Here is a 22040-nt window from a genome sequence, read left to right on the forward strand (position 1 = left end):
GTTTCTAATTTGATTGCCGCAGAATACGTTGCGCGTTTTAATTTCGTCATTTTTTCACCCAAATTTGTATGCTTATTAGCATAACATTTCTTTCTTAATGGGTGGCCAAATTAACTATGCCACTACAGAACGCTTTAGTTTGCTTATCTAGAATATCTTGAATCGATAAATTAACCGAAATAATGCAGTTTAGTTTATTTACTGTTTTTAGCGCGTTAGATAAAACAGTTCGTGTTAAATCACCATAAAGAGATGTCTTTTTTATATGCTGTAAAAACACACCGGGACTGAGTAACTTTCCATTACCTTGATCTATTCTGACCAAGGCTTCAAATTTTTCAATATATTGTTTTTTGTTTTGTATCGGCTGTAATCTCTGATATAGGTTGATTACACGCTTTTCTTTTAGCGCGAGACGGACTTCTTCAATACATTTATAAATATCATTACTTGATTGTTCTTCCTCCGTTTTTAAGACAACGGATGAAGAGTAGTTTGCTTTAGAATCAAATAAAGCGGATTCAGTTATAGCGATTATTCTATTTTTAGAGACACCGACTCCAACCGTTAAGCTTATATCTAGGGTATTATTGTCAATTTGTATTTTTAAACTTTCTAGTTTCTCTTTTAATTCTTCACATATTAATAAAAAATTATTTATTGAAATTACTCTAAGTGATCTTAGCGCAAAAGATGCACCATTAAACTTATAAACTTTGAAATTATATAATGAGGCTTGTTCGGTAAATAGTTTAGATAAGTATGTTATTACGGCATCACCGAAATCTACGCCCCAGAAGTCATTTAATAATTTAAAATTTCTTATATCGAATATAGCGAGTTGCTCTATATCATTATTTTTAATTTCAGTATTAAGACGAGTTCTATTAGGAAGCCCAGTCAGTATATCAGTATTTTGTATTTGTATTGTTTTTCTAGCTTTCATAATATCCGTAACATCATTACGAATACTTAGATATTGCTGAACCTGTTTTTTTTCATTTAGGATAGGGACAATTACTGTTTTTACAAAGTAAGACGATCCGTCTTTCTTTTTATTTCTAATTAAACCATGCCAAGATTTTTTTTTAGTGATAGTTCGCCATAAACTTTTGAATACTTTTTGGGATGTGCTGGGGTGTTTTATAATTTGATGTGTATTACCTACTAATTCATAAGCGTTATAGCCACTCACATCTTCAAATTTCTTATTAACATAAACTATTACACCATTTACGTCGGTAATTGATACTATCGAGCTTTGGTCTACAGCATATTGATGTTGTTCCAAAAAACTAAATGCATCATTTAATTCTTTACCTGTTGTCGTTGCAAGATGAGCAAGTGTATTTAGTGCATTGGGAGTGCATATTTTACTTTGATGGTTTTCAAACTCCAACTCAATTAATGGCTTTTTTTCTGATAAAAAAAGTAATGTAGTTGATAAGTTAAGCACCGAAAGCTCGTTGTCCAGACTACAATACTCGCCATAAAAAAATGCACCGGTAGCATCATTTCTACTACCTAGCTTAAAGATTTCATTCTGAATATGTTCATTTAGGTATATTTTTCTTGCTGCACAAGAATAAATAAACATAGTTGTATCTGTGATGTGTTTAAGGTTTTTAGTTAAATTTACTAATGATTGCCCATCAGCAAATGAAAATGTGACTGTATCTCCATTAACAATATCACCAGCGAGAATAACTCCTTTTTTATCGTGAGTCATACCCACAGGAGCTCTTAAAATAGATTGCTCTCCTTTTCTTATCATAAGAGGAAATTCAATTACAGAATTAGGAAAATCTTCAGTTATATGCTCACCTAAATATTTTTTATAGATCTCTAATATAGGTTTATCATCAAGCTCGTAGAGAATATTACTTTTAGCATGTGTTACCTTGAAGGATTGCCCTATTGGCTGCCAGCCTGTAGTACGGTATTGACAGGCTTGAATGTCATCACCGTATATTGCTACCCCAACTAAACCTTGTTGATAAACTTTTTCTTCAATTAATGTATATGTTCCAACAAATTCAATATTATCGGCTGCATTTCCACCAGCAATTACGCAGTTTGGTAATTGTTTATGAAAACTATCTAAAACTTCATCGGGGCTACCATCTAAGGGGTTTGCGAAGAAAATAACTGCTTTAGGCTTCTCTTGTGCAATTAGCATTAATGTAGCTTGAGTTTTTTTATCAAGCGAAAGAGAGGTTGAAAATGGTTTTGCAAACGTATTTTTTTCAAAAATAAGAAAGCTAATTACAAGTTTATCATCATAATTTTTTCCATTAATTATTTCCCCTGCAGTGGAGGCACCGATAATAGTAAATAGTGGTAACCTACATTTTAATTCTTGCTGAACATTTTTAACTGTTTCTAGAGAGACTCCTGAAAAAATTTGTATTATTCCTTTATAGGATTCCAGTGAATGCTCTTCAATAAAACGATATAAACTTTCATCAGATGAATAACTATGTGATAACTGCAGCATGTCATATTCCCTGTTGTGATTCCCAAAATTGATTAGTTAGTTGATCTAACCCTTTGATGATCCTTAATGTATCGTCAGTTGTTTTACTACTTAGTTTAACGGCCTCTAAATTTTCTTGTGCATTAACCTTAATGGTAATCACATTTTCACTAATGGTATTTGATACTTGTGTTTGCTCAAAAACAGTTTTCGCTGTTTGTTCGCTCATTTTAGAAATAGCGTTAATTGCTTGAATGATTTGTTCGAGTGTTTCTGCTGTTTGCTGGCTCTTAAGTACACTTTTTTCAGCAGCCGACTCACCAATTTCCATTGCTTCGACTGCTTGTAAGACCCCATTTTGTAATTTTTCTATCACATTGCTGATTTCTTTACTCGAATCCTGAGTTCTATTTGCTAAAGAACGTACTTCATCAGCAACTACGGCAAACCCACGTCCCTGTTCACCAGCTCTTGCAGCCTCTATTGCAGCATTTAACGCTAATAGGTTGGTTTGATCTGCTATGTTTAGAATAACTTCAAGGATACTTTCAATTTCATTACTACTTTGTGATACCTCATTAATAATCACAGCTGCAGAATTTATAAGTGTTTTAAGCTCTGAAATAGTATGCTCATTTTCATCTATTATCCTCTTACCTTTATTGGTAATTTCAACACCTTTCACTGAGGCTTCAGACGTTTCATTTGCATTATCAGCAACACTTTTAATACTTGCTGTCATCTGCTCTATTGCTGTGGAAGCTAACTCTATTTGTTCAAACTGTCGTAATGTGCCATTTTCAGATTGTGTTACAGCTACACTGAGATTTTGAGTACTATCACTTAAGGTTGAAGACATATCATTGATTCTACCAATTAGTGCTGCATTCTCTGATTCCAACTTTTTAATTGCGAGAAGAATTGAACCAGCCTCATCAGATCGCCCAGTAAAAATATACCGAGCAACTTTATCGTCAGTTATTTTTTTTATTTGTTTCAACGTATTTCTTAATGGCTTAGATAAAGTAAATAAAGCTAATAAAAACATTCCACCGGTTAATAATGAAGACATAATAAATAAGCTTTGTGAGTTAAATATAATATTTACTAAAAGTGGCAGTGTTAAATTTAATAGGAAAACAATGGTTAACTTTAGCCAAATAGATAAGTCACTATTTATTTTTTTAAAAGTTTTATTTTCATTTAACGCGGTATAAAGCTTTTTCGCACGTTCTATATATTCGGGCTTTGCTTTTCTTCGAACGGACTGAAATTCTTTGACTTTACCATTGTTTTTTATTGGTGTTGCATATGCATCTACCCAGTAATGATCACCATTTTTGCAGCGGTTTTTTACAATACCCATCCAAGATTTTTCTGCTTTTAAGTCAGACCAAAACATTTTAAATGCTTCTTCAGGCATATCGGGGTGTCTTACGATATTATGATTTTGTTCAAGAAGTTCATTTTCATTAAACCCGCTTATATCTATAAAGTCTTGGTTTATATAGGTGATCTTTCCCTGTAAATTGGTGGTAGATAAAATATTTGCAGATAAAGGAAACGTTACCTCTGTATTTGTTATTGGTAAATTTTTTCTCATAAAGTATCCATTCTTTTATTATTTTTATTTAAGACAGCTATTTATTGCAAAAAAACAAATAACCATATTTTTATTGTGGTTATTTGTGAATGTAAATGACTACTTAGACTTTTGCAACAAAGTTGAGTTGAATTTAAACAAAAAAGGATAGTACTTAAGAGCTATTGTTTTTTGATGGTTTTATAATATGTGAAAAGGGTTAGACGAAAGATTACTAGGTAATTGTTTATGTAATTCTTTTTTTCTTAATTTTTCACAAGCTTTTTAATAACATAGCTGCCTTCCTTTTTCGGCTTTTGCTACGATTTTTTAGTGTTTATGTACCTTTGTTATTGTTGTATCTCTGTTGCGATTCTTTAAGAATGGTCATCATAAATATTTGAAGTATTTCTGTTTTATAAAGTAATAGCTAATATTAAATAGACTAATTTTTTATTTATGCGATTAAAAAATTAAAATATAGGCGTTAAGATAACAAACTAGGGTAAATGTTTTTGGGTCTCTAATTATTCACAGCAGCGCCTTTAGACGCTGCCGTTAGAATAGTGTTTTTATGGATTTTAAGACAATTCTTTACTTCTCAACTTTACCTTTAAGAACATATATTTCGCCATCAAAACTGCCCTGAATCGTTAATCCTTGTCCTGCCAATTCTTTAAGATAGTCTATATGCTCTTGTGTAATATGCTGCCCCGGAACCAAAAGTGGAATGCCTGGCGGGTAGGGCGTAACTAAACCGGCACAAATGCGGTTATTGCTTTTACTAATAGGCACCGATTCGCGCTCGCCATAGAATGCTTCGCTTGGAATACAGGCTAAGTTTATGGCCGGTAAATTTTCCGGCAAGCGAGAACGTCGCGTTGATGTGGCTAGTTTAACCTTGCCGCTATCGAGTTTTTTCAATGCATTGTATAAACGAATGATCTTTGAACGCGTGCCGCCAAGGGTTAGTAACACCAAAATAGTACTGTGGGTGTATTTTTCTATTTCTAGGCCAATTTCATCAAGCAGATACTTATGAATATCTTTTAATGAATAGGGTAATTCGCTAATGTCGATGAGAATTTTTAGCGGGTCATGACCCATATTGTCGCCACTAAAGTGTGGGAATATTTCCATAAACTCTTGCTTACCCAGCACTTTAATATGTTTGAGCGACGCCATCTGTTGCTTGAATTCGTCTACATGGTTTAACAAGGCATTGAGTAGCTTGTAGCCTTCCATCTCCAATTGCTTTTGGCACACATCAAGAGAAGCGATAAGCTGATATTTCGGCGATGTACTGGCATAAATACTATAAATCTCTCTAAAGAAGTCAGCATCAAAATCAGGATCGTTAACATGGATATAAGACGCTTGAGAAAATGCCGACACTACTTTATGCGCTGAATGAGTAACATAATCGGCCCCAGCATGAATCGCAGAGTAATAACGTAAACTTGGATGAAACAGCGAGTAAGCAAACCACGCTTCGTCGATAAACACCTTAATACCATGTTGATGAGCAAACTCGACTACCTGTTTCAAATCGCTCAGTAGTCCATCGTAAGTACACCCTGTTAGCACAAGTAATTTCGCATCGGTATTTTGCTCAATTGTTTGTTTTATATCAGCCAACGACGGTGGTGCAAAAATACCATATTTAGGGTTTAAAATACTCGATAAATAAATGGGTAAACTGGCTGATTGTAAAATGCCATAGTGTACCGATTTATGGCAATTTCGATCGATGATCACTTTGTCGCCTTTGCGCAGCAGTGTCTGCAAGATGATTTTATTCGAAGTAGACGAGCCATTGGTAACAAAATAAGTATGCTTAACTTCAAACGTCGCAGCGGCTGACTCTTGAGCCCGGCCAATAGTATTGGTGCTATCTGATAATGAGCCTAACGAATCAACCGACACCGACAAGTCGCCCACAAACACATTACGGCCATAAAACTGATAAAAATCTTTGATATAAGGGGAGTTTCTAAAACTAGAACCGCCACTGTGACCCGGTGTGTGCCATGAATCGTTCGACTCGCCAACATATCGGCGATACGCTGTCCAAAATGGCGTTTCTGAGCGGTCATCGAAGTCATTGATCATATAGCCTAAAATTGCCTCAGGATCAGAAATCACCTCATCTTTAAAGAAAAATGACTCAATCTCCTCCGACTCATTAACGATTTCCAGCCCCTCTGTATCATCTCCGATAACATAAACGGGTAACTCAAGGCGGATCCCTTTTAACTGCTCGATAAAGCGACTATAGGTTCTCTCACCAACCTTGTTTTGTACATCCCAACTCAGTACAACGGCCTGAATATCACCATCTTCTTCTACGCACTCTAATGCTTGTTTAAGTTCAAGGCGTTCAATAATGTCAATGTGAATATCGCTTCGCTCGAAATTAGGAATTGTTTTCGACAGATTCGTCGAAAGCTCGTTTAAGGTGGTAGGGTCTTGCTCAATTAGTAATATACGAAGTAACGGTAACATAGAGGGTTCGCACTATAATTTTATAATGCTCAATAGCATAACTAAAGGAGTGAGACTTGTGAAATTAATACTTTGAAAATGTTCTAATAATTGCTTTTCGCAAGGGGGCAGGTATAGGCGTTTATTTAATAAATTTGTAGTATAGAAAAGTGCAAGGTGCCAAAGTTTGGCACCTACATCAAGAAATAGAATGCATTAGCAAAGGAACACTTGTCAAATGGCTACTCAGTTTTATCTTTAAACTCACACAAGTCTTCAATAATACAGCTACCACACATAGGTTTTCGGGCTACACAGGTATAGCGGCCATGCAGTATCAGCCAGTGGTGTACATCGACTTTAAATTCTTTGGGGATCACTTTTTCGAGCTTTTGCTCAACAGCAACCACGTCTTTGCCCATAGCCAGCTTGGTACGGTTTGATACACGGAATATGTGCGTATCTACAGCGATTGTCGGCCAGCCGAAGGCTGTATTTAATACTACGTTAGCAGTTTTACGGCCCACGCCAGGGAGGGCTTCTAGGGCTTCACGATTTTCTGGCACTTCACCGTTATGCTGATCTACCAATATTTGGCACATTTTATAAACATTGGCAGCCTTTGAATTAAATAACCCAATGGTTTTTATGTAATCACGCAGTGTGTCGTGGCCAATATCTAAAATGGCTTGTGGCGTATTAGCAACCGGAAATAATTTACGAGTGGCTTTATTTACCCCAACATCGGTGGCTTGTGCTGAGAGCGTAACGGCAACTAGTAACTCAAACGGGCTTGAATATTCAAGCTCCGTTTCAGGATGTGGATTGTCGTCGCGTAAGCGAGTAAGTATTTGGTGACGTTTTTCTTTATTCATGTAACTTAAAACGCATTAGCTTTATTAAATTAATGCGTTTTCCCCTTAAGTTAAGCTAGTAACACGCGCTCGAGGGCCTTTTTCAGCTTCTGGCGGTGCGACTTGCTTTGATTTTATTTGTGCATCAATGACGTTTTTAGCGGCAATTAGCAGCCCAAGCCCTAAGAATGCGCCCGGTGGTAAAATGGCCAGTAAAAGCTGACTATCAAAGGTAAACACTTCAATGCGCAATATAGCAGCCCAAGGCCCGAGTAATAAATCGGCACCATCAAATAATGTACCTTGCCCAATCAGCTCTCGCATAGCGCCAAGTACAACCAGAACCAACATAAAGCCTAAGCCCATCATTAAGCCATCAAAGGCAGATAAATGTACTGGGTTTTTTGAGGCAAACGCTTCTGCACGGCCAATAATGGCGCAGTTGGTTACAATTAACGGGATGAAAATCCCTAAAGATTGGTAGAGGCCAAAAGTGTAAGCGTTCATTAACAGCTGCACTATTGTTACAAAACCGGCAATGATCATCACAAATACAGGTATTCTAATATCTTTAGGTACCCAGTTACGCACTATTGATACGGTAATATTAGAGCCCACTAATACCAATAAGGTTGCTAAGCCTAAACCTAGCGCATTAGTAATTGTAGAGGTAACAGCGAGTAAAGGGCATAAACCTAATAACTGTACCAAGGCGGGGTTATTTCTCCATAAGCCTTCTTTGTAAAGGGTTTTTAATTCGCTCATGGCGTTACCTCTGGGCATGCGTTTGCTGCTGCGAACAGAGCATCAAAGTTATCTTGTGCATAAAGTACCGCGTTTTTGACTGAGCCTACAACGGCACGAGGTGTAATTGTAGCGCCAGTAAACTGATCAAACTGGCCGCCGTCTTTTTTAACGGCCCAACGATTGTCGCTTTCGCTTTGTACTGTTTTTGCATTAAATGTGGTGATCCAGTCTGATTTTTTTACTTCAACTTTATCACCTAAACCTGGCGTTTCTTCATGTTTGGTTACCCTTACACCCGCAATGGTACCATCGCGATATACTGCACTGAGTAAGTTTATATCACCACTGTAGCCGCTAGGGGTGACATGACGAATGACTAATGCCACAGGTTCGTTATCTTTTCGGGCACGATAAATAACTTGGTTATCGTATGGCCCTAGTAATGGATCAGATATAATTACACAATCTTGCGATAGCTCATTGCTGTATTCGGAATGCGGCAATACTTCTTGAAGCTGATTAGTTAATTGCAATTGCTCTTGCTCTGCAATTTTATCAGCGGTAAGTGTATTAATTGTGGCAACGAGTCCAGTTGTTAGTAACGCAAACCCACACAATATTGCGCCATTTTTTACCATTGAAGAAATAATCATTTTACTGCTCCATGGCCATAGGTTCTTGGTTGTGTATAGTAATCGATAAGCGGTACCGCTATGTTTATTAGCAACACCCCAAATGCAACTGCATCAGGAAAACCACCAAAGGTGCGAATTAAATAAACAATTAAACCAATTGCTGCACCATAAATAAGGCGACCTCGATTAGTAGTTGCAGCTGATACAGGATCGGTAGCGATAAAAAAGGCCCCCAGCATAGTCGCACCACTAAATAAGTGAAACACTACACCCGGCTCTGTACCAGGCGAGGCAATATAACCAATTGCTGCGCATAGGCTTAAGCTTACAATAAAGCTCACTGGTATATGCCAGTTAATTACTTTTGTTTTTAACAGGTAAAGGCCGCCAAGTAAAAAGGCTAAGTTAACCCATCCCCAACCTAGGCCAGCCCATTCATTGAAAATAGGCTTTTGCATGCTCTCTGTCACCGTTAGCCCATGAGCAATATCTGTTTTTAAGGTATCAAGTGGGGTAGCCATTGTACTGCCGTCTATTGTGACTCGAAGCTGATCTAAACTGTATCCTAATGCAGTAAAGTCACTAAATATTAGGCTTAGTTGTTGGCTAAAAGTAATGCCCGTATTAAGTAATTCTGTAACGGGTAACCAAGCAGTCATTTGCACAGGGAACGACACTAATAAAAGCACGTAGGCTGCCATTGCGGGGTTAAATAAGTTAAATCCTAAGCCACCATATAACTGTTTAACAATAACAATAGCAAACAAACACCCTATAACAATAATCCACCAAGGCGCTAAAGGCGGAATACTTATTGCCAATAACACACCGGTAAGCCATGCACTGCCATCGCTTAATGCAGGCCAAATAGGGCGCTTACGCATTAACATAAAGGCTGCTTCAAACGCGCTTACACACACTAACGCTAATAATAATTGGATAAGGACACCGGTGCCAAAAAATACAACTTGTGCAATAACACCAGGAATACAAGCCGCAATCACAGTTAACATTAACCGTGTCACAGACTTGTGACTATGATTGTGGGGTGAGCTGGCCATGGTTAGTTTCATGACTGATCGTTTCCTTCTTTTTGTTGCTTTTTGGCTTTAGCACGAGCAATAGCCGCGGCTACGGCGGCTTTCTTTTTTTCTTGAGCAGTTTGCTGTGAATCTTCTGAAGATTCATCGTTGCTTTGTGGCTCAGCGTTTTCACTTTGTTTTGCTAATTCATTAGCTTGCGCTGCTTTTTTAGCTTTAGCACGGGCAATAGCCGCAGCCACGGCGGCTTTTTTATCATCGGCAGCGTCAGGTAATTCACTTGCTGTGTTATCAGCTGCTGCTTGCTCATTAGCTTGTTCTGCTTTTTTGGCTTTAGCGCGGGCAATAGCCGCAGCAACGGCAGCTTTTTTATCATCGGCAGCGTCAGGTAATTCACTTGCTGTGTTATCAGCTGCTGCTTGCTCATTAGCTTGTGCTGCTTTTTTGGCTTTAGCGCGGGCAATAGCCGCAGCAACGGCGGCTTTTTTATCATCTGCGGCGACAGGTGATTCACCTGCAGTGTCATCGCTTGGTGCTTGCTCATTAGCTTGTGCTGCCTTTTTAGCTTTAGCGCGGGCAATAGCGGCTGCAACTGCTGACTTTTTGTCATCTACAGCTTCGTCATCACCATTATTTTGTGCTTTTTGCTCTTTATAAAGGCGAGCTTGCTCTTTACGTGCTGCGCGTTCTTTTGCAACTTCACTGTTATCTGGCTCGAGTTCGTCACCTTGCTTTTTAGCTTTGGCACGCGCAATTGCCGCTGCTACAGCTGATTTATTGTCACCACCGCTGGTTTTATCTTTAACGCGGGCAAGGGCATCGGCTACTTTTTGCTGTTCTTCGGTAGATTTAGCTGCAGGCTTACGTTTGTGTCGATTTTTTCGCTCAGCTTGTTCTTGCTCTAAACGCGCTTTACGTGCATCAAAGCGTTCTTTAGCACGATCAGATTTTATCTTCTCGGCAATTTGCTCTTTAATCTCAACTTTTGCTACACGGTAGTACTGAACGAGTGGTATTTCACTAGGGCAAACATAGGCACACGCGCCACATTCAATACAATCAAATAAGTTATGTTCTTGGAGTTTGTCGTATTCTTTTGATTTAGCAAACCACTGTAACTGCTGTGGTAACAATGAGGCAGGGCACGCATCTGCACAAGCACTACAGCGAATACAGGCTTTTTCTGGGCCTGGCTCTGCTAATTCTTTATGATCTGGAGCAAGTATACAGTTTGTTGTTTTAACAACGCCAATTCGAACCGTGGGTAAGGTAAAGCCCATCATAGGTCCGCCCATAACGACACGCTGTTGTGGTACGGGTGAAAAACCTTGGCAATCCAGTAAATGTTTTATTTCAGTACCTAATAGCGCCCATACATTACCTGGATTATGTATGGTATTGCCGGTAACGGTAACTACACGTTCAATTAACGGTTTGCCTTCGTATACAGCTTGCTGTATCGCAAATAAAGTACCTGTGTTATACACTAAAATACCGATATCTGCAGGAATGCCACCATTAGGTACTTCACGGTTTGTCAGCAGTTTTATGAGTTGTTTTTCACCGCCAGAAGGATAAATAGTAGGCACGGTTTGTATTAAAATATGCTCGTTATGCTTCGCCGCTTCTGTCATGGCTGTGATAGCCTCGGGCTTATTATCTTCAATACCAATAATACACAGCGTCGGATTGAGCAGTTGTTGCATGAGCTCAATACCTTTGACTATTTCAGCGGCATGTTCACGCATTAAGGTATCGTCAGCAGTAATGTAAGGTTCACACTCAACCGCGTTCACGATTAAAAACTCAATCGGCTGCTTAATATCTGCTTTAACGTAGGTTGGAAAACCTGCGCCTCCCATGCCAGAAATACCCGCATTATGAATAACATCAACCAGTTCATCGTGTGATGCAGTGGCTGGGTTTGCTAAAGGCGATAATTCACACCAGGTATCCTTGCCATCGGGTTCAATAATAATGCTTAATTCAGGCAAGGCAGAAGGGTGCGCTGATGGCATAGGCGTTATATCAGTAATAGTACCTGAAGTCGGTGCATGCACGGGTACCGACCAGTTAGCAGAAGGCTTTGTTAATGGTTGACCTTTTAATACGTGCTGGCTTTTTTCTACAATTAACTTGCCGCTAGCGCCAATATGCTGCTTTAAAGGTAGAACGAGTTTTTCAGGCAAAGGAAGGCGCGCAATAGGCGCATTATTAGATAATGACTTTTGCTGCGGAGGATGTACGCCGCCAGGAAATGCCCAAACGGTGCCTTTTTTTATTTGTTCAAGTAACTTTTCCACTCAAACCTCTAATCTATTTGGGTAACAGGAATAGCGTCTAGTTGCCATTTCCAAGTTTGTTTTGTTGGTGCAACTGGTAGCATGTCAATACAATCGACCGGACAAGGTTCAACGCACAAGTCACAGCCTGTACATTCGTCAATTAGAACGGTGTGCATTTGTCGGGTTGCACCAACAATGGCATCAACAGGGCAGGCTTGAATACATTTGGTACAACCAATACATTCATCTTCGCGAATGTAGGCCACTGTTTTAACTGGCTCGGCTTGTTCGCCGCCGGCTAGAGGTTTAGCCTCAACACCCATCAAATCAGCCAACTTTTTAACTGTCGCATCACCACCGGGTGGGCACTTGTTTATTTCATCGCCATTGGCAATGGCTTCTGCATAAGGGCGACAACCAGGATAACCACATTGACCACATTGTGTTTGTGGCAAAATGGTATCGATTTGCTCTACTACAGGATTACCCTCAACTCGAAAACGTACGGCTGCAAATCCTAAAATTAATCCGAAAATTAACGCCAGTAAACCCAGCGCTATTAAAGCGTACAACAAGGTCATATTAAAACTTCACTAATCCAGTAAAACCCATAAAGGCCATTGACATTAAACCTGCCGTGATCATTGCGATTGAAGCACCTTTAAATGGAGTGGGAACATCTGCTGCGGCTAGGCGTTCGCGTAATGCCGCAAATAAAACTAAAACTAATGAAAAACCCACTGCGGCACCAAACCCATAGACGGCAGATTGTAAAAAGGTGTGATCTTCTTTGATATTTAATAAAGCAACACCGAGTACTGCACAGTTAGTCGTTATTAAAGGTAAAAATATTCCCAATAAACGATATAGCGTTGGACTGGTTTTTCTAACAACCATTTCAGTAAATTGAACAACCACTGCAATAACTAAAATAAAGCTCATTGTTTTCAGGTAGGTGATATCTAGTGGTAATAAAATATACTCGTTTACTAAATAACTGGTCACAGAGGCAAGCGTTAGCACAAAGGTAGTTGCTAAAGACATACCTATGGCTGTATCAAGTTTTCCTGATACACCCATAAACGGGCAAAGGCCTAAAAATTGTACTAATACAAAGTTGTTAACTAACACTGTTCCAATTAATAACAAGACGTATTCTGTCATGTGTGCCTCACGCTAATAAAATCCCGTGTATTATCCTTTTTTCTACTGCGATTAACAACACGTTGAGTGATTATCAGTTAAATAAACAACGTTAAATAATGGGCTAATTGTAAAGGGTTAAATTTAAGGGTGTTTGCAATTAAAAAACTGTCAGCATTTTAACGGCTGAACAGTCATAAAAGCACACTTTAAAAAGTAAAAAAGAGCATAAATGCTCTTTTTTATTATTAAATAGGGTAATTAGTTAGATGTCTTTAGGCTTTTCAATATAGTAACCTTGGACACCATCAAGGCATAGGGTTTCTACAATATGCTTTTCTTCTTGGCTTTCAACGCCCTCTGCAAAAACACTAACGCCAATTCTATGAGCGAGGTCGACCATTAAACGCATAAAGTATTGATTGTTTTTATCGTCCTCTAAACCTCTGGTATAGCTTGCATCCATTTTAATAAAGTCTGGTTTTAAGTCTCTGAAAAACTTAAATGAGGTGAGTCCTACACCAAAGCGTTCAACAGTAATTCTGGCACCAACGCGATGCACCATGTCAATAAAGCGTTTGCTTGCTTTAATGTTTTGTTGCAGACCAAATTCACTCACCTCAAAAATTAACTTAGAAGCAATATGGGTATCTTTAAGTAAGCGACGCTCTAACCAAATCATAAATTGGTCACTGTGCGCGCTTGAAGGAGTAATATTTAAGCCAAAATATTTTTCAGATAAATTACTCGATTTTATTCTTTCTAATGACGATTCTATTATTAACTTATCAATTTCAATGGCCATATCGAGCTTTTCAGCCATCGCTAAAAATGAAGCGGTAGGCAAAGCTTGATTTTCTTCTGTTTTAAAGCGGGCTTGAATTTCAGCATAGGCTTTAATGCTTTTGCCCAAAGGCATGATATTTTGCATTACTAAATGCACACTTCGAGATTCAATAACTTCATTAATCACTTTGCGCCAGTTTTGATTACCAAAACCTGCGCTTACATTATTGGATAAATCAGTATCGCGTTGTACGTGCCATGCATTAACTTGTTTTGACTGCGCCATACTCATTGCATTATCAACAATAGAGAGCAGTTCGCCTAGTGGTTTGGCTTTTTCATAACCGACAATCCCCGTGTTTGCAACCGAGCTAAGTTCTTGGTTTTGCATGTATTGCGTAAACCGAGATTGTAGGTTTTCACCAAATCTCTCGGCTTCTTTTAGTGGGGTGTTTGGCAGTATAATTATGAAGTCAGAGCTGTTTACTCGAAATACCTGGCTGCTGGTATAGGTACCGCTAATACTTTTTATAATATCAGCAACAGCTTTAATATATTCATCGCCTTTTTGATAGCCACGGCTTTGATTAATTGACTGTAGCTCGCTACAGCGCACCAATGCCAATGAGCCAAAAGTACTCACTTCAGTGTTTTCAATATGCTTTTCATAGTAATCAACAAACATGTTGCGATTACCTAAATCAGTAATGCCATCTTTATATGCTTCGCGCTTAATAGTGTGAGCGGCGGTTTTAATATCGTCGTTTTTATTTTTTAAAAAGTACGATAAACGATTAAAACTGGGGATTAAATTTTTTCCTAATTTTTCTAATTGGCTAGAATCAAATTTAGTTGCGAAATCATCACTGAGTTGGTTTTGATTAATATATATGTCAATAACATCTGCAACGCCCATGCACACATTGGTATTAATGTGTTCAACAATAGACTTCATTAATATAACTGGGATCAACGCGAGTAGGGTGCTTATAGCAAATACAATAAAAAATGCGGTTTGAAACTGATCAGCCAAGTAAGCAATGTTTAATTTAAATTCAACTTTTATATCGGCATTATTATTAGTGGCGTACTGAGGGCGTACCGAGTTGTAGTTAGATTGAATAAGCTCAGCAATAAAAGGCAGCTTGGGTGTGTTGCTAATTGAAAACACTTCTGCGCCTTGATAATCACGTAGAGTAAAACGTGAAAATGTTTCACTGGTTGCAAGTGTGCTTTTTAAGTTATCAGCAGAAATGTCAGTTGCGGATAAGTTTTTAATGTATTGCTCAACAGTAGCTTGTGCATTTTTTTGCGCATTACCGATAGCGCTATCAAAATTTTGGCTTATAAAGTAACAGCCAGCGGTTACAAGAATCAACCAAGCCATCAGTTGTATAAAAATAAGTTTTTTAAAAGCTGCCATTGTTTAATCTTTATATGTCAAAGGGGAGGACACAACCTCATGATTATTAAACTAATTATAGCTTGATAGGTAAAGTTATCAAATAGTTAGTTTTATAAGCAAAAAGTTTTTGTTTTAAAAGAGAAATGGTAGTGCAATTTTTAGGATATGTCTATGGGAGTGTAGTAAATTGGCTCCCCCTCCCCGACTCGAACGGGGGACCTGCGGATTAACAGTCCGTCGCTCTAACCAACTGAGCTAAGGGGGAACTAAAATGTACTTATATGACTTGGCTCCCCCTCCCCGACTCGAACGGGGGACCTGCGGATTAACAGTCCGTCGCTCTAACCAACTGAGCTAAGGGGGAACTACATCATAAACATAAACTTGGCTCCCCCTCCCCGACTCGAACGGGGGACCTGCGGATTAACAGTCCGTCGCTCTAACCAACTGAGCTAAGGGGGAATCGTTTATGGCTGAAAAACTTGGCTCCCCCTCCCCGACTCGAACGGGGGACCTGCGGATTAACAGTCCGTCGCTCTAACCAACTGAGCTAAGGGGGAAGCGTCTTGCCTTTCAACGGGGCGAAATATTAATGACCGCATAGCAAAGTGTCAACATATAAAAGATCATAAATTCAAAAAAGAGGTCTATTCGTTGTTTTTATGTGCAATCTGCGCGTTTTGTGACTCTATTTGAGTAAAAGGCAGTGATATTGTTTTATAAAAACAGCGCAATATTTGAATCAAGTGAGTAACTTTAACCAATAAAACTTACAGTAAAATTTAATAAAGCAGCTTTTAGTGATAAAAAAGTGTTCTATTTCCTGTATTTTTATAAAGTCTTAAAAAACGTATTTAAAATAATTACCTCACTTTTATTTTACCTTCGTTAAAGTTTGTTGAACTAAATCTAGATGAGAACCGTAATGATGTTTTATATGTTGTTCAAAGCAGAATGGTTGCTGAACTTTCGAGAGTTTGTATAAAAACAAGGCAATCAATGGGTTGACTATTTATGCAGCATGAATGCGGTTTAGCACTAAATAAACATATAACGATGTTTTAAGTCGTTACAAAACCATTTAACGCTGTTTCCATATTGCTAACGAAAAAAATCAACCGGACTGTTAAATTTACACCGCGTTGTAGCCCTTTATAAACGTGGGGTTGAATGAGTTATCCACGGTTTCTGTGGATAACTCTGTTTATGAAACTTTAAGAACATCGTCGCCCCCAGCGGTGTAGGGCGCTTCAACGATTTCAAGTATTAAAAAGCTTTTTTTTTAAATATTAAAAAACAAAGACTTATGATTCAGCTTGAATAGCCATCTAAACGATAAATAAAATTTTTCGTGACGATAAAACATCATCGCTTACTGTGTAATAAAGCAACAAAACATAAAAAGCAAATGTTGCAAAAGTTATAAAAATGTATTTAATTTGGTTTTTGCTGTGTTTGTGTGAGATTTGTTTACAACAGCATAAAAACAACAGTTTTTAGATTAAAGGTTAGTTTGATTGTTTAGATTTAATAAAGCATGGCTTGAACAGCCCAGATGCTTTAAAATATGCCGTTCAGTAAAAGAGGCTTATTTATTTTATGCGCGCACATTCTCAATCACATACTCGCCCTGATTTACTCACCGCCCCAATCTTGCCTACATTAAAAAAAATGACCGTTCCGATGATCTTTGGAATGATCACCCTGATGATGTTCAATATTGTTGATACTTTTTTTATTAGTTTGCTTGGCACTGAGCCGCTTGCCGCGGTGAGTTTTACATTTCCTGTTACTTTTACCGTCATTAGTTTAGCGATTGGTTTAGGTATAGGGACCTCAGCAGTTATTGCAAGGGCCTTAGGGAGCAACAATATTGAAGAAGCGCGTTTTGATGCCAGTGTCTCGTTGTTGGTGGCGATAGTATTAGTATTGGTTTTATCTGCCTGTGGCTATTTATTGATTGATCCCATATTTACCTTGCTTGGGGCTGGGGAGCAGGTGCTCCCGCTAATTCATCAGTATATTAGTATTTGGTTTTTGGGTAGTGTGTTTTTAATTACCCCCATGATTGGAAACTCAGTACTGCGTGCCAGTGGTGATACTAAAACACCAAGCATTATTATGGGCGGAGCTGGGCTTATTAATGCCGTACTCGATCCGATGCTTATTTTTGGCTTTGGTCCCATTCCCGCATTAGGTATTAAAGGGGCTGCCATTGCCAGTGTTATAGCCTGGGCAGTTGCGGTGGCAATTATTTTATACATATTAATAATTAAAAAGCGGTTGCTTAGTTTAAAAGCGGGCAAGCAAACCGTTATTGGCGCAATCCGTAAAATCTTAAAAATTGGTTTACCTGCAGCGGGTGCTAACATGCTCACCCCAGTTGCTATGGCCATTATGACCGCATTAGTTGCTCATCATGGCCCCGAAGCCGTGGCTGCTTTTGGAGTAGGGAGTCGAATAGAATCAATAGCGAGTTTAGTGGTATTAGCTTTGTCGATGACATTGCCACCATTTATCAGCCAAAACTTTGGAGCGAGTAACTTTTCTCGTGTAAAAGATGCCTACCTAGGTACGCTCAAGTTTGTAATGTTGTGGCAGTTCATTATTTATATTGTATTAATTATTTTTTCAGGCGTTATCAGTGAAATATTTGGTAAAGAGCAAGCGGTTGTTGATGTCATCAAACTGTTTATTTATACCATTCCTTTAAGTTATGGCTTACAAGGAGTGATCATTTTATCAAACTCCTCGTTTAACGCTTTACACAAACCCATGAACGCCTTAGTTTTGAGCGTCATTCGATTGTTTGTTTTTTATATTCCCTTTGCGTATATCGGAAACGAACTCGCAGGCTTAATCGGCTTGTTTATTGGCGCGGCCATTGGTAATTTATTCACAGCCCTTGTAGCCTACAAGTGGTTTATGAAAGAAATTGAAGCGTTAAGCAGTCAAGCATTTCAGGAGTGTAGTCATTGAGCGATCATTTTCAGCTAGTATCAAAATTTAAACCCGCAGGGGATCAACCAACCGCTATTGCTCAATTGTGTGAAGGCTTAGAAGCCGGACTTGCTCAGCAAACCTTATTAGGCGCAACGGGAACCGGTAAAACGTTCACTATGGCTAACATTATTAGTGATTTAAACCGACCTACTATTATTATGGCACACAATAAAACCCTAGCGGCGCAATTGTACGGCGAGATGAAAGAGTTTTTTCCACACAATGCGGTTGAATACTTTGTATCTTACTACGATTACTACCAACCAGAAGCCTATGTGGTAGCCAGCGACACCTTTATCGAAAAAGACGCATCTATTAATGAGCACATAGAGCAAATGCGACTCAGTGCCACTAAAGCGCTTTTAGAGCGACGCGATACCATTATTGTTGCCTCAGTATCGGCAATTTATGGTTTGGGCGATCCTGATTCATACATGAAAATGATGCTGCTCTTAAAAGTAGGTGAAAAGGTCAACCAACGAGATATGCTGCGCCGTCTTGCAGAGCTACAATATACGCGAAATGATATTGACTTTAGTCGTGGTACATACCGCGTACGTGGTGAAGTGATTGATATATTCCCCGCTGAATCAGACACCTATGCAGTGCGTGTAGAAATGTTTGATGACGAAGTTGAACGCCTAAGTATTTTTGACCCCTTAACCGGTGCGGTAGAAAAACACATAGTGCGTGCCACTATTTATCCTAAAACTCACTATGTAACGCCACGAGAAAAAATTCTCGAAGCCATAGAAAAAATTAAAGCCGAACTCAAAGAGCGCAGAGCACAATTGCTCAGCGCAAACAAGTTAGTAGAAGAGCAACGCATAGCTCAGCGTACCCAATACGATATAGAAATGATGACCGAGCTTGGTTATTGCTCTGGTATTGAAAACTACAGCCGTTATTTATCGGGGCGTACACCTGGCGACCCACCGCCAACATTACTGGACTATTTACCTGACGACGCATTAATGATTATTGATGAATCGCACGTAACCGTCTCGCAAATTGGTGCCATGTACAAAGGCGATAGAAGCCGTAAAGAAAACCTCGTTGAATACGGTTTTAGAATGCCCTCAGCTATGGATAACAGGCCACTGCGTTTTGAAGAATTTGAGGCGATTGCACCACAGACCATTTATGTATCGGCCACCCCGGGTGACTTTGAATTAGAGCGCAGCAACGGCGAAGTTGCAGAGCAGGTTATTCGCCCAACTGGTTTACTTGATCCTGTTATTGAAGTGCGCCCGGTAGGCGATCAGGTTGATGATTTACTCTCAGAAATTTACAAATGTGTTGAATTAAAAGAGCGTGTGCTGGTAACTACGCTTACTAAACGCATGGCTGAAGATTTAACCGACTACTTGAGTGAGCACAATGTAAAAGTACGTTATTTACATTCTGATATTGATACCGTAGAGCGAGTAGAGATTATTCGTGATTTACGTGCAGGTGTATTTGATGTGTTAGTAGGCATTAACTTACTACGTGAAGGCTTAGACATGCCAGAAGTGGCACTAGTGGCTATTTTAGATGCCGATAAAGAAGGCTTTTTACGCTCAGCACGCTCACTTATTCAAACGATAGGCCGTGCGGCGCGCCACCTTGATGGTCGTGCCATTTTATACGGTGACAGAGTGACTAAATCGATGGCTAAAGCCATTGAGGAAACTGACCGACGCCGAGAAATACAGCATGCTTATAATGTTAAGCATGGTATTGAACCTAGTGCATTAGTTAAAAAGATACTTGATGTAATGGATGTAGGCCAAGATGCTTCACCGCAAGACAACCTACAGCTTATTCGTAAAGAATCTAAAAAAATCCTCAGTGCTAAAGAAATTGCAACGCAAATTAAGCAGTTAGAAACCAAAATGCATGCGTATGCCAGCGATTTAGAATTTGAAAAAGCCGCCTCAGTGCGCGACGAAATACATGAACTACAACAACAGTTGATTAATTAAATGACAACCGATTTTACTCCACTTATAAATGCTTTGGCAGACACGCCTTTTTCCGATAACGAGCTTTGCCGCGTATTTCATGGACGCGGCCACAGTGTTGAAGCGCTTAGCCATATTAACTTAGACTTTTATCCACCGAGTTTGTTTTTGGTGTCATACAGTGAAATTGATGAGGCAACACTCACTACGCTTACCGATACGTTATGGCAGTGGGCACAACAACATCATCCAGAGCTAATTACTGCATTGGTGTATCAGCAGCGAGCGGGGCTACAAAGCCATAACACCCTAGTGCATGGGCAACTGCCAGTTCGCCATAGCGTAGCCGAGAACGGGGTGCGCTTTTTGGTTGACTTAATGAGTAAGCAAAACACCGGTATTTTTCCTGATATGCGAAAAGGCCGTGAGTTTGTCATGCAAAATAGTAAGCACGCCAAAGTGCTTAATTTGTTTTCTTATACCTGTGGTTTTTCGGTTGCGGCTATGCACGGCGGTGCAGATCATGTGATGAACATGGATATGAGCAAAGGTGTGTTAAAAGTGGGTAAGCAAAACCACCAACTCAATAATGTCGATCGTGGGGTCAGTTTTTTACCGCACGATATTTTAAAGTCGTTTGGTAAGCTAAAAAAAGCCGCACCGTTTGATTTAATTATTGTTGATCCGCCCAGTTTTCAAAAAGGAAGTTTTATTTTAACCAAAGACTATCAAAAAGTGCTGCGTAGACTTCCTGAACTATTAAACGATGCCACACAGCTGTTGCTATGTGCTAATAGTCCAGAGCTTACAGAAAACGATTTTAAAGCACTTATTGAAGAGCATACTCAAGGTGCTATTGAATTTGTTAAACGCCTTGAACCTACCGATCGCTTTATTGAAATTGATAGCGATAAAAGCTTAAAAGCATTGGTGTACAAAACAAAAACATAGTGAGTTAAATGAAACTGAGTAAACGTTTAAACGCCATTAATTCATTAATTACACAGCCTCTCGATATTATTTGGGATTGTTGCTGCGATCATGGCTTTTTAGGTATGGCATTACTTGAGCGCGGCATAGCCAAACAAATAAACTTTGTTGATATTATTCCACAGTTAATGGAAGCGCTTGAGCAGTCGCTGCAACAATTTGAGCAAGGAAAGTCTTTGCCTTCATGGCAAGTGCGCTGCGAAGATGTTGCGCAAATTAAACTGCCAACAGATGCCAAGCAAGTAATCGTTATTGCTGGAGTGGGGGGCGATTTATGCTTAAAGCTAATTGAGCAAATTATTGCTAATAATCCGCACAGCCTTAAACAACTAAGTTTTATTATTTGCCCTATTATGCACCTCTATAAAGTACGTGCGGGTTTAAAAGCCTGTAATTTGCAGCTCGATAGCGAGCAAATTATTGTTGAAAACAAGCGTTTTTACGAAGTGCTACAAGTCAGTTTTAATGCCACCGGCACTATTACTAAAACGGGGGCTCATATGTGGGATAAACATAACCCTCAACACCATCAATATCAGCAGCAATTGCTTGACCATTATACTCGAATGCTCAATAAAGATAGACTTTACTATCAAAAAGTTATAACGGAGTATCAACATGTATTCGAACGCTAAATACTACTAATAAGTGTGATCGCTTTTAA

General features: G+C 39.0%; 15 protein-coding genes and 4 tRNA genes. 4 read left to right on the forward strand and 15 right to left on the reverse strand.

What is annotated here, in order from left to right:
- Positions 1 to 94: 94 nt before the first annotated feature.
- The 15 genes from BW139_RS01855 to BW139_RS01925 all read right to left on the reverse strand — a co-directional run bounded on the left by BW139_RS01855 (position 95) and on the right by BW139_RS01925 (position 15997).
- A complete protein-coding gene (locus BW139_RS01855) occupies positions 95 to 2497 on the reverse strand; it encodes an FIST N-terminal domain-containing protein (RefSeq protein WP_076918473.1) in 2403 nt (800 codons plus the stop codon).
- Between the two features lies 1 nt (position 2498).
- Entirely contained in the window at positions 2499 to 4079 is a 1581-nt protein-coding gene (locus tag BW139_RS01860; RefSeq protein ID WP_076918474.1) for a PAS domain-containing methyl-accepting chemotaxis protein, read from the reverse strand.
- Positions 4080 to 4652: 573 nt separating this feature from the next.
- Positions 4653 to 6563 carry an aminotransferase class V-fold PLP-dependent enzyme gene (locus BW139_RS01865; protein WP_076918475.1) on the reverse strand — a complete coding sequence of 637 codons (1911 nt, stop codon included), beginning with the start codon at positions 6561 to 6563 and terminating at the stop codon, positions 4653 to 4655.
- A 221-nt stretch (positions 6564 to 6784) separates the two neighbouring features.
- The gene (nth, locus tag BW139_RS01870; RefSeq protein WP_076918476.1) at positions 6785 to 7417 is read right to left on the reverse strand and encodes an endonuclease III; all 633 of its coding nucleotides are present in this window, start codon (positions 7415 to 7417) and stop codon (positions 6785 to 6787) included.
- A gap of 45 nt (positions 7418 to 7462) precedes the next feature.
- The gene (locus tag BW139_RS01875) at positions 7463 to 8161 is read right to left on the reverse strand and encodes an electron transport complex subunit E (RefSeq protein ID WP_076918477.1); all 699 of its coding nucleotides are present in this window, start codon (positions 8159 to 8161) and stop codon (positions 7463 to 7465) included.
- Entirely contained in the window at positions 8158 to 8796 is a 639-nt protein-coding gene (gene rsxG / locus BW139_RS01880) for an electron transport complex subunit RsxG (RefSeq protein ID WP_076918478.1), read from the reverse strand. Before rsxG ends, BW139_RS01875 begins: the two co-directional genes overlap by 4 nt.
- Entirely contained in the window at positions 8793 to 9851 is a 1059-nt protein-coding gene (gene rsxD, locus BW139_RS01885; protein WP_076918479.1) for an electron transport complex subunit RsxD, read from the reverse strand. Before rsxD ends, rsxG begins: the two co-directional genes overlap by 4 nt.
- Positions 9848 to 12121 carry an electron transport complex subunit RsxC gene (rsxC, locus tag BW139_RS01890; RefSeq protein WP_076918480.1) on the reverse strand — a complete coding sequence of 758 codons (2274 nt, stop codon included), beginning with the start codon at positions 12119 to 12121 and terminating at the stop codon, positions 9848 to 9850. The genes rsxD and rsxC overlap by 4 nt, the downstream gene beginning before the upstream one ends.
- Positions 12122 to 12129: 8 nt before the next feature.
- Complete coding sequence (rsxB, locus tag BW139_RS01895) at positions 12130 to 12684, reverse strand: electron transport complex subunit RsxB (RefSeq protein WP_008115242.1); 555 nt, start codon at positions 12682 to 12684, stop codon at positions 12130 to 12132.
- 1 nt (position 12685) lies between these two features.
- Positions 12686 to 13267, reverse strand: a complete 582-nt coding sequence (gene rsxA, locus BW139_RS01900; protein ID WP_008115244.1) for an electron transport complex subunit RsxA — start codon at positions 13265 to 13267, stop codon at positions 12686 to 12688.
- A 244-nt stretch (positions 13268 to 13511) separates the two neighbouring features.
- Positions 13512 to 15455, reverse strand: a complete 1944-nt coding sequence (locus BW139_RS01905) for an EAL domain-containing protein (RefSeq protein ID WP_076918481.1) — start codon at positions 15453 to 15455, stop codon at positions 13512 to 13514.
- Positions 15456 to 15625: 170 nt separating this feature from the next.
- Positions 15626 to 15702 (reverse strand) — tRNA-Asn (locus BW139_RS01910).
- Positions 15703 to 15724: 22 nt separating this feature from the next.
- Positions 15725 to 15801, reverse strand: a tRNA-Asn gene (locus BW139_RS01915).
- 21 nt (positions 15802 to 15822) lie between these two features.
- Positions 15823 to 15899: transfer RNA gene (locus BW139_RS01920), tRNA-Asn, on the reverse strand.
- A gap of 21 nt (positions 15900 to 15920) precedes the next feature.
- Positions 15921 to 15997 (reverse strand) — tRNA-Asn (locus BW139_RS01925).
- A 1039-nt stretch (positions 15998 to 17036) separates the two neighbouring features.
- Between BW139_RS01925 and BW139_RS01930 the strand changes: the two genes are divergently transcribed.
- The 4 genes from BW139_RS01930 to BW139_RS01945 are packed head-to-tail and all read left to right on the forward strand — an operon-like array spanning position 17037 to position 22011.
- Entirely contained in the window at positions 17037 to 18416 is a 1380-nt protein-coding gene (locus BW139_RS01930; RefSeq protein WP_076918482.1) for an MATE family efflux transporter, read from the forward strand.
- Positions 18413 to 20407 (forward strand): excinuclease ABC subunit UvrB, encoded by a 1995-nt coding sequence (uvrB, locus tag BW139_RS01935; RefSeq protein WP_076918483.1) that lies wholly within the window; start codon positions 18413 to 18415, stop codon positions 20405 to 20407. Before BW139_RS01930 ends, uvrB begins: the two co-directional genes overlap by 4 nt.
- Positions 20408 to 21337, forward strand: coding sequence for a class I SAM-dependent methyltransferase (locus tag BW139_RS01940; RefSeq protein ID WP_076918484.1), 930 nt, complete (start codon positions 20408 to 20410; stop codon positions 21335 to 21337).
- An 8-nt stretch (positions 21338 to 21345) separates the two neighbouring features.
- The gene (locus BW139_RS01945) at positions 21346 to 22011 is read left to right on the forward strand and encodes a tRNA (adenine(22)-N(1))-methyltransferase TrmK (protein WP_076918485.1); all 666 of its coding nucleotides are present in this window, start codon (positions 21346 to 21348) and stop codon (positions 22009 to 22011) included.
- The last annotated feature ends 29 nt before the right edge of the window (positions 22012 to 22040 follow it).

The sequence above is a fragment of the Pseudoalteromonas sp. SK18 genome (assembly GCF_001974855.1).
Taxonomy (GTDB): Bacteria; Pseudomonadota; Gammaproteobacteria; order Enterobacterales; family Alteromonadaceae; genus Pseudoalteromonas.

What these genes read in the sequence shown, in the direction of transcription:
- BW139_RS01855 (WP_076918473.1), bottom strand. Translation starts at nt 2,497, where the DNA reads ATGCTGCAGTTATCACATAGTTATTCATCTGATGAAAGTTTATATCGT.
- BW139_RS01905 (WP_076918481.1), bottom strand. Translation starts at nt 15,455, where the DNA reads ATGGCAGCTTTTAAAAAACTTATTTTTATACAACTGATGGCTTGGTTG.
- BW139_RS01930 (WP_076918482.1), top strand. Translation starts at nt 17,037, where the DNA reads ATGCGCGCACATTCTCAATCACATACTCGCCCTGATTTACTCACCGCC.
- BW139_RS01875 (WP_076918477.1), bottom strand. Translation starts at nt 8,161, where the DNA reads ATGAGCGAATTAAAAACCCTTTACAAAGAAGGCTTATGGAGAAATAAC.
- BW139_RS01860 (WP_076918474.1), bottom strand. Translation starts at nt 4,079, where the DNA reads ATGAGAAAAAATTTACCAATAACAAATACAGAGGTAACGTTTCCTTTA.
- BW139_RS01945 (WP_076918485.1), top strand. Translation starts at nt 21,346, where the DNA reads ATGAAACTGAGTAAACGTTTAAACGCCATTAATTCATTAATTACACAG.
- rsxB (WP_008115242.1), bottom strand. Translation starts at nt 12,684, where the DNA reads ATGACCTTGTTGTACGCTTTAATAGCGCTGGGTTTACTGGCGTTAATT.
- rsxA (WP_008115244.1), bottom strand. Translation starts at nt 13,267, where the DNA reads ATGACAGAATACGTCTTGTTATTAATTGGAACAGTGTTAGTTAACAAC.
- rsxG (WP_076918478.1), bottom strand. Translation starts at nt 8,796, where the DNA reads ATGATTATTTCTTCAATGGTAAAAAATGGCGCAATATTGTGTGGGTTT.
- nth (WP_076918476.1), bottom strand. Translation starts at nt 7,417, where the DNA reads ATGAATAAAGAAAAACGTCACCAAATACTTACTCGCTTACGCGACGAC.
- BW139_RS01940 (WP_076918484.1), top strand. Translation starts at nt 20,408, where the DNA reads ATGACAACCGATTTTACTCCACTTATAAATGCTTTGGCAGACACGCCT.
- rsxD (WP_076918479.1), bottom strand. Translation starts at nt 9,851, where the DNA reads ATGAAACTAACCATGGCCAGCTCACCCCACAATCATAGTCACAAGTCT.
- BW139_RS01865 (WP_076918475.1), bottom strand. Translation starts at nt 6,563, where the DNA reads ATGTTACCGTTACTTCGTATATTACTAATTGAGCAAGACCCTACCACC.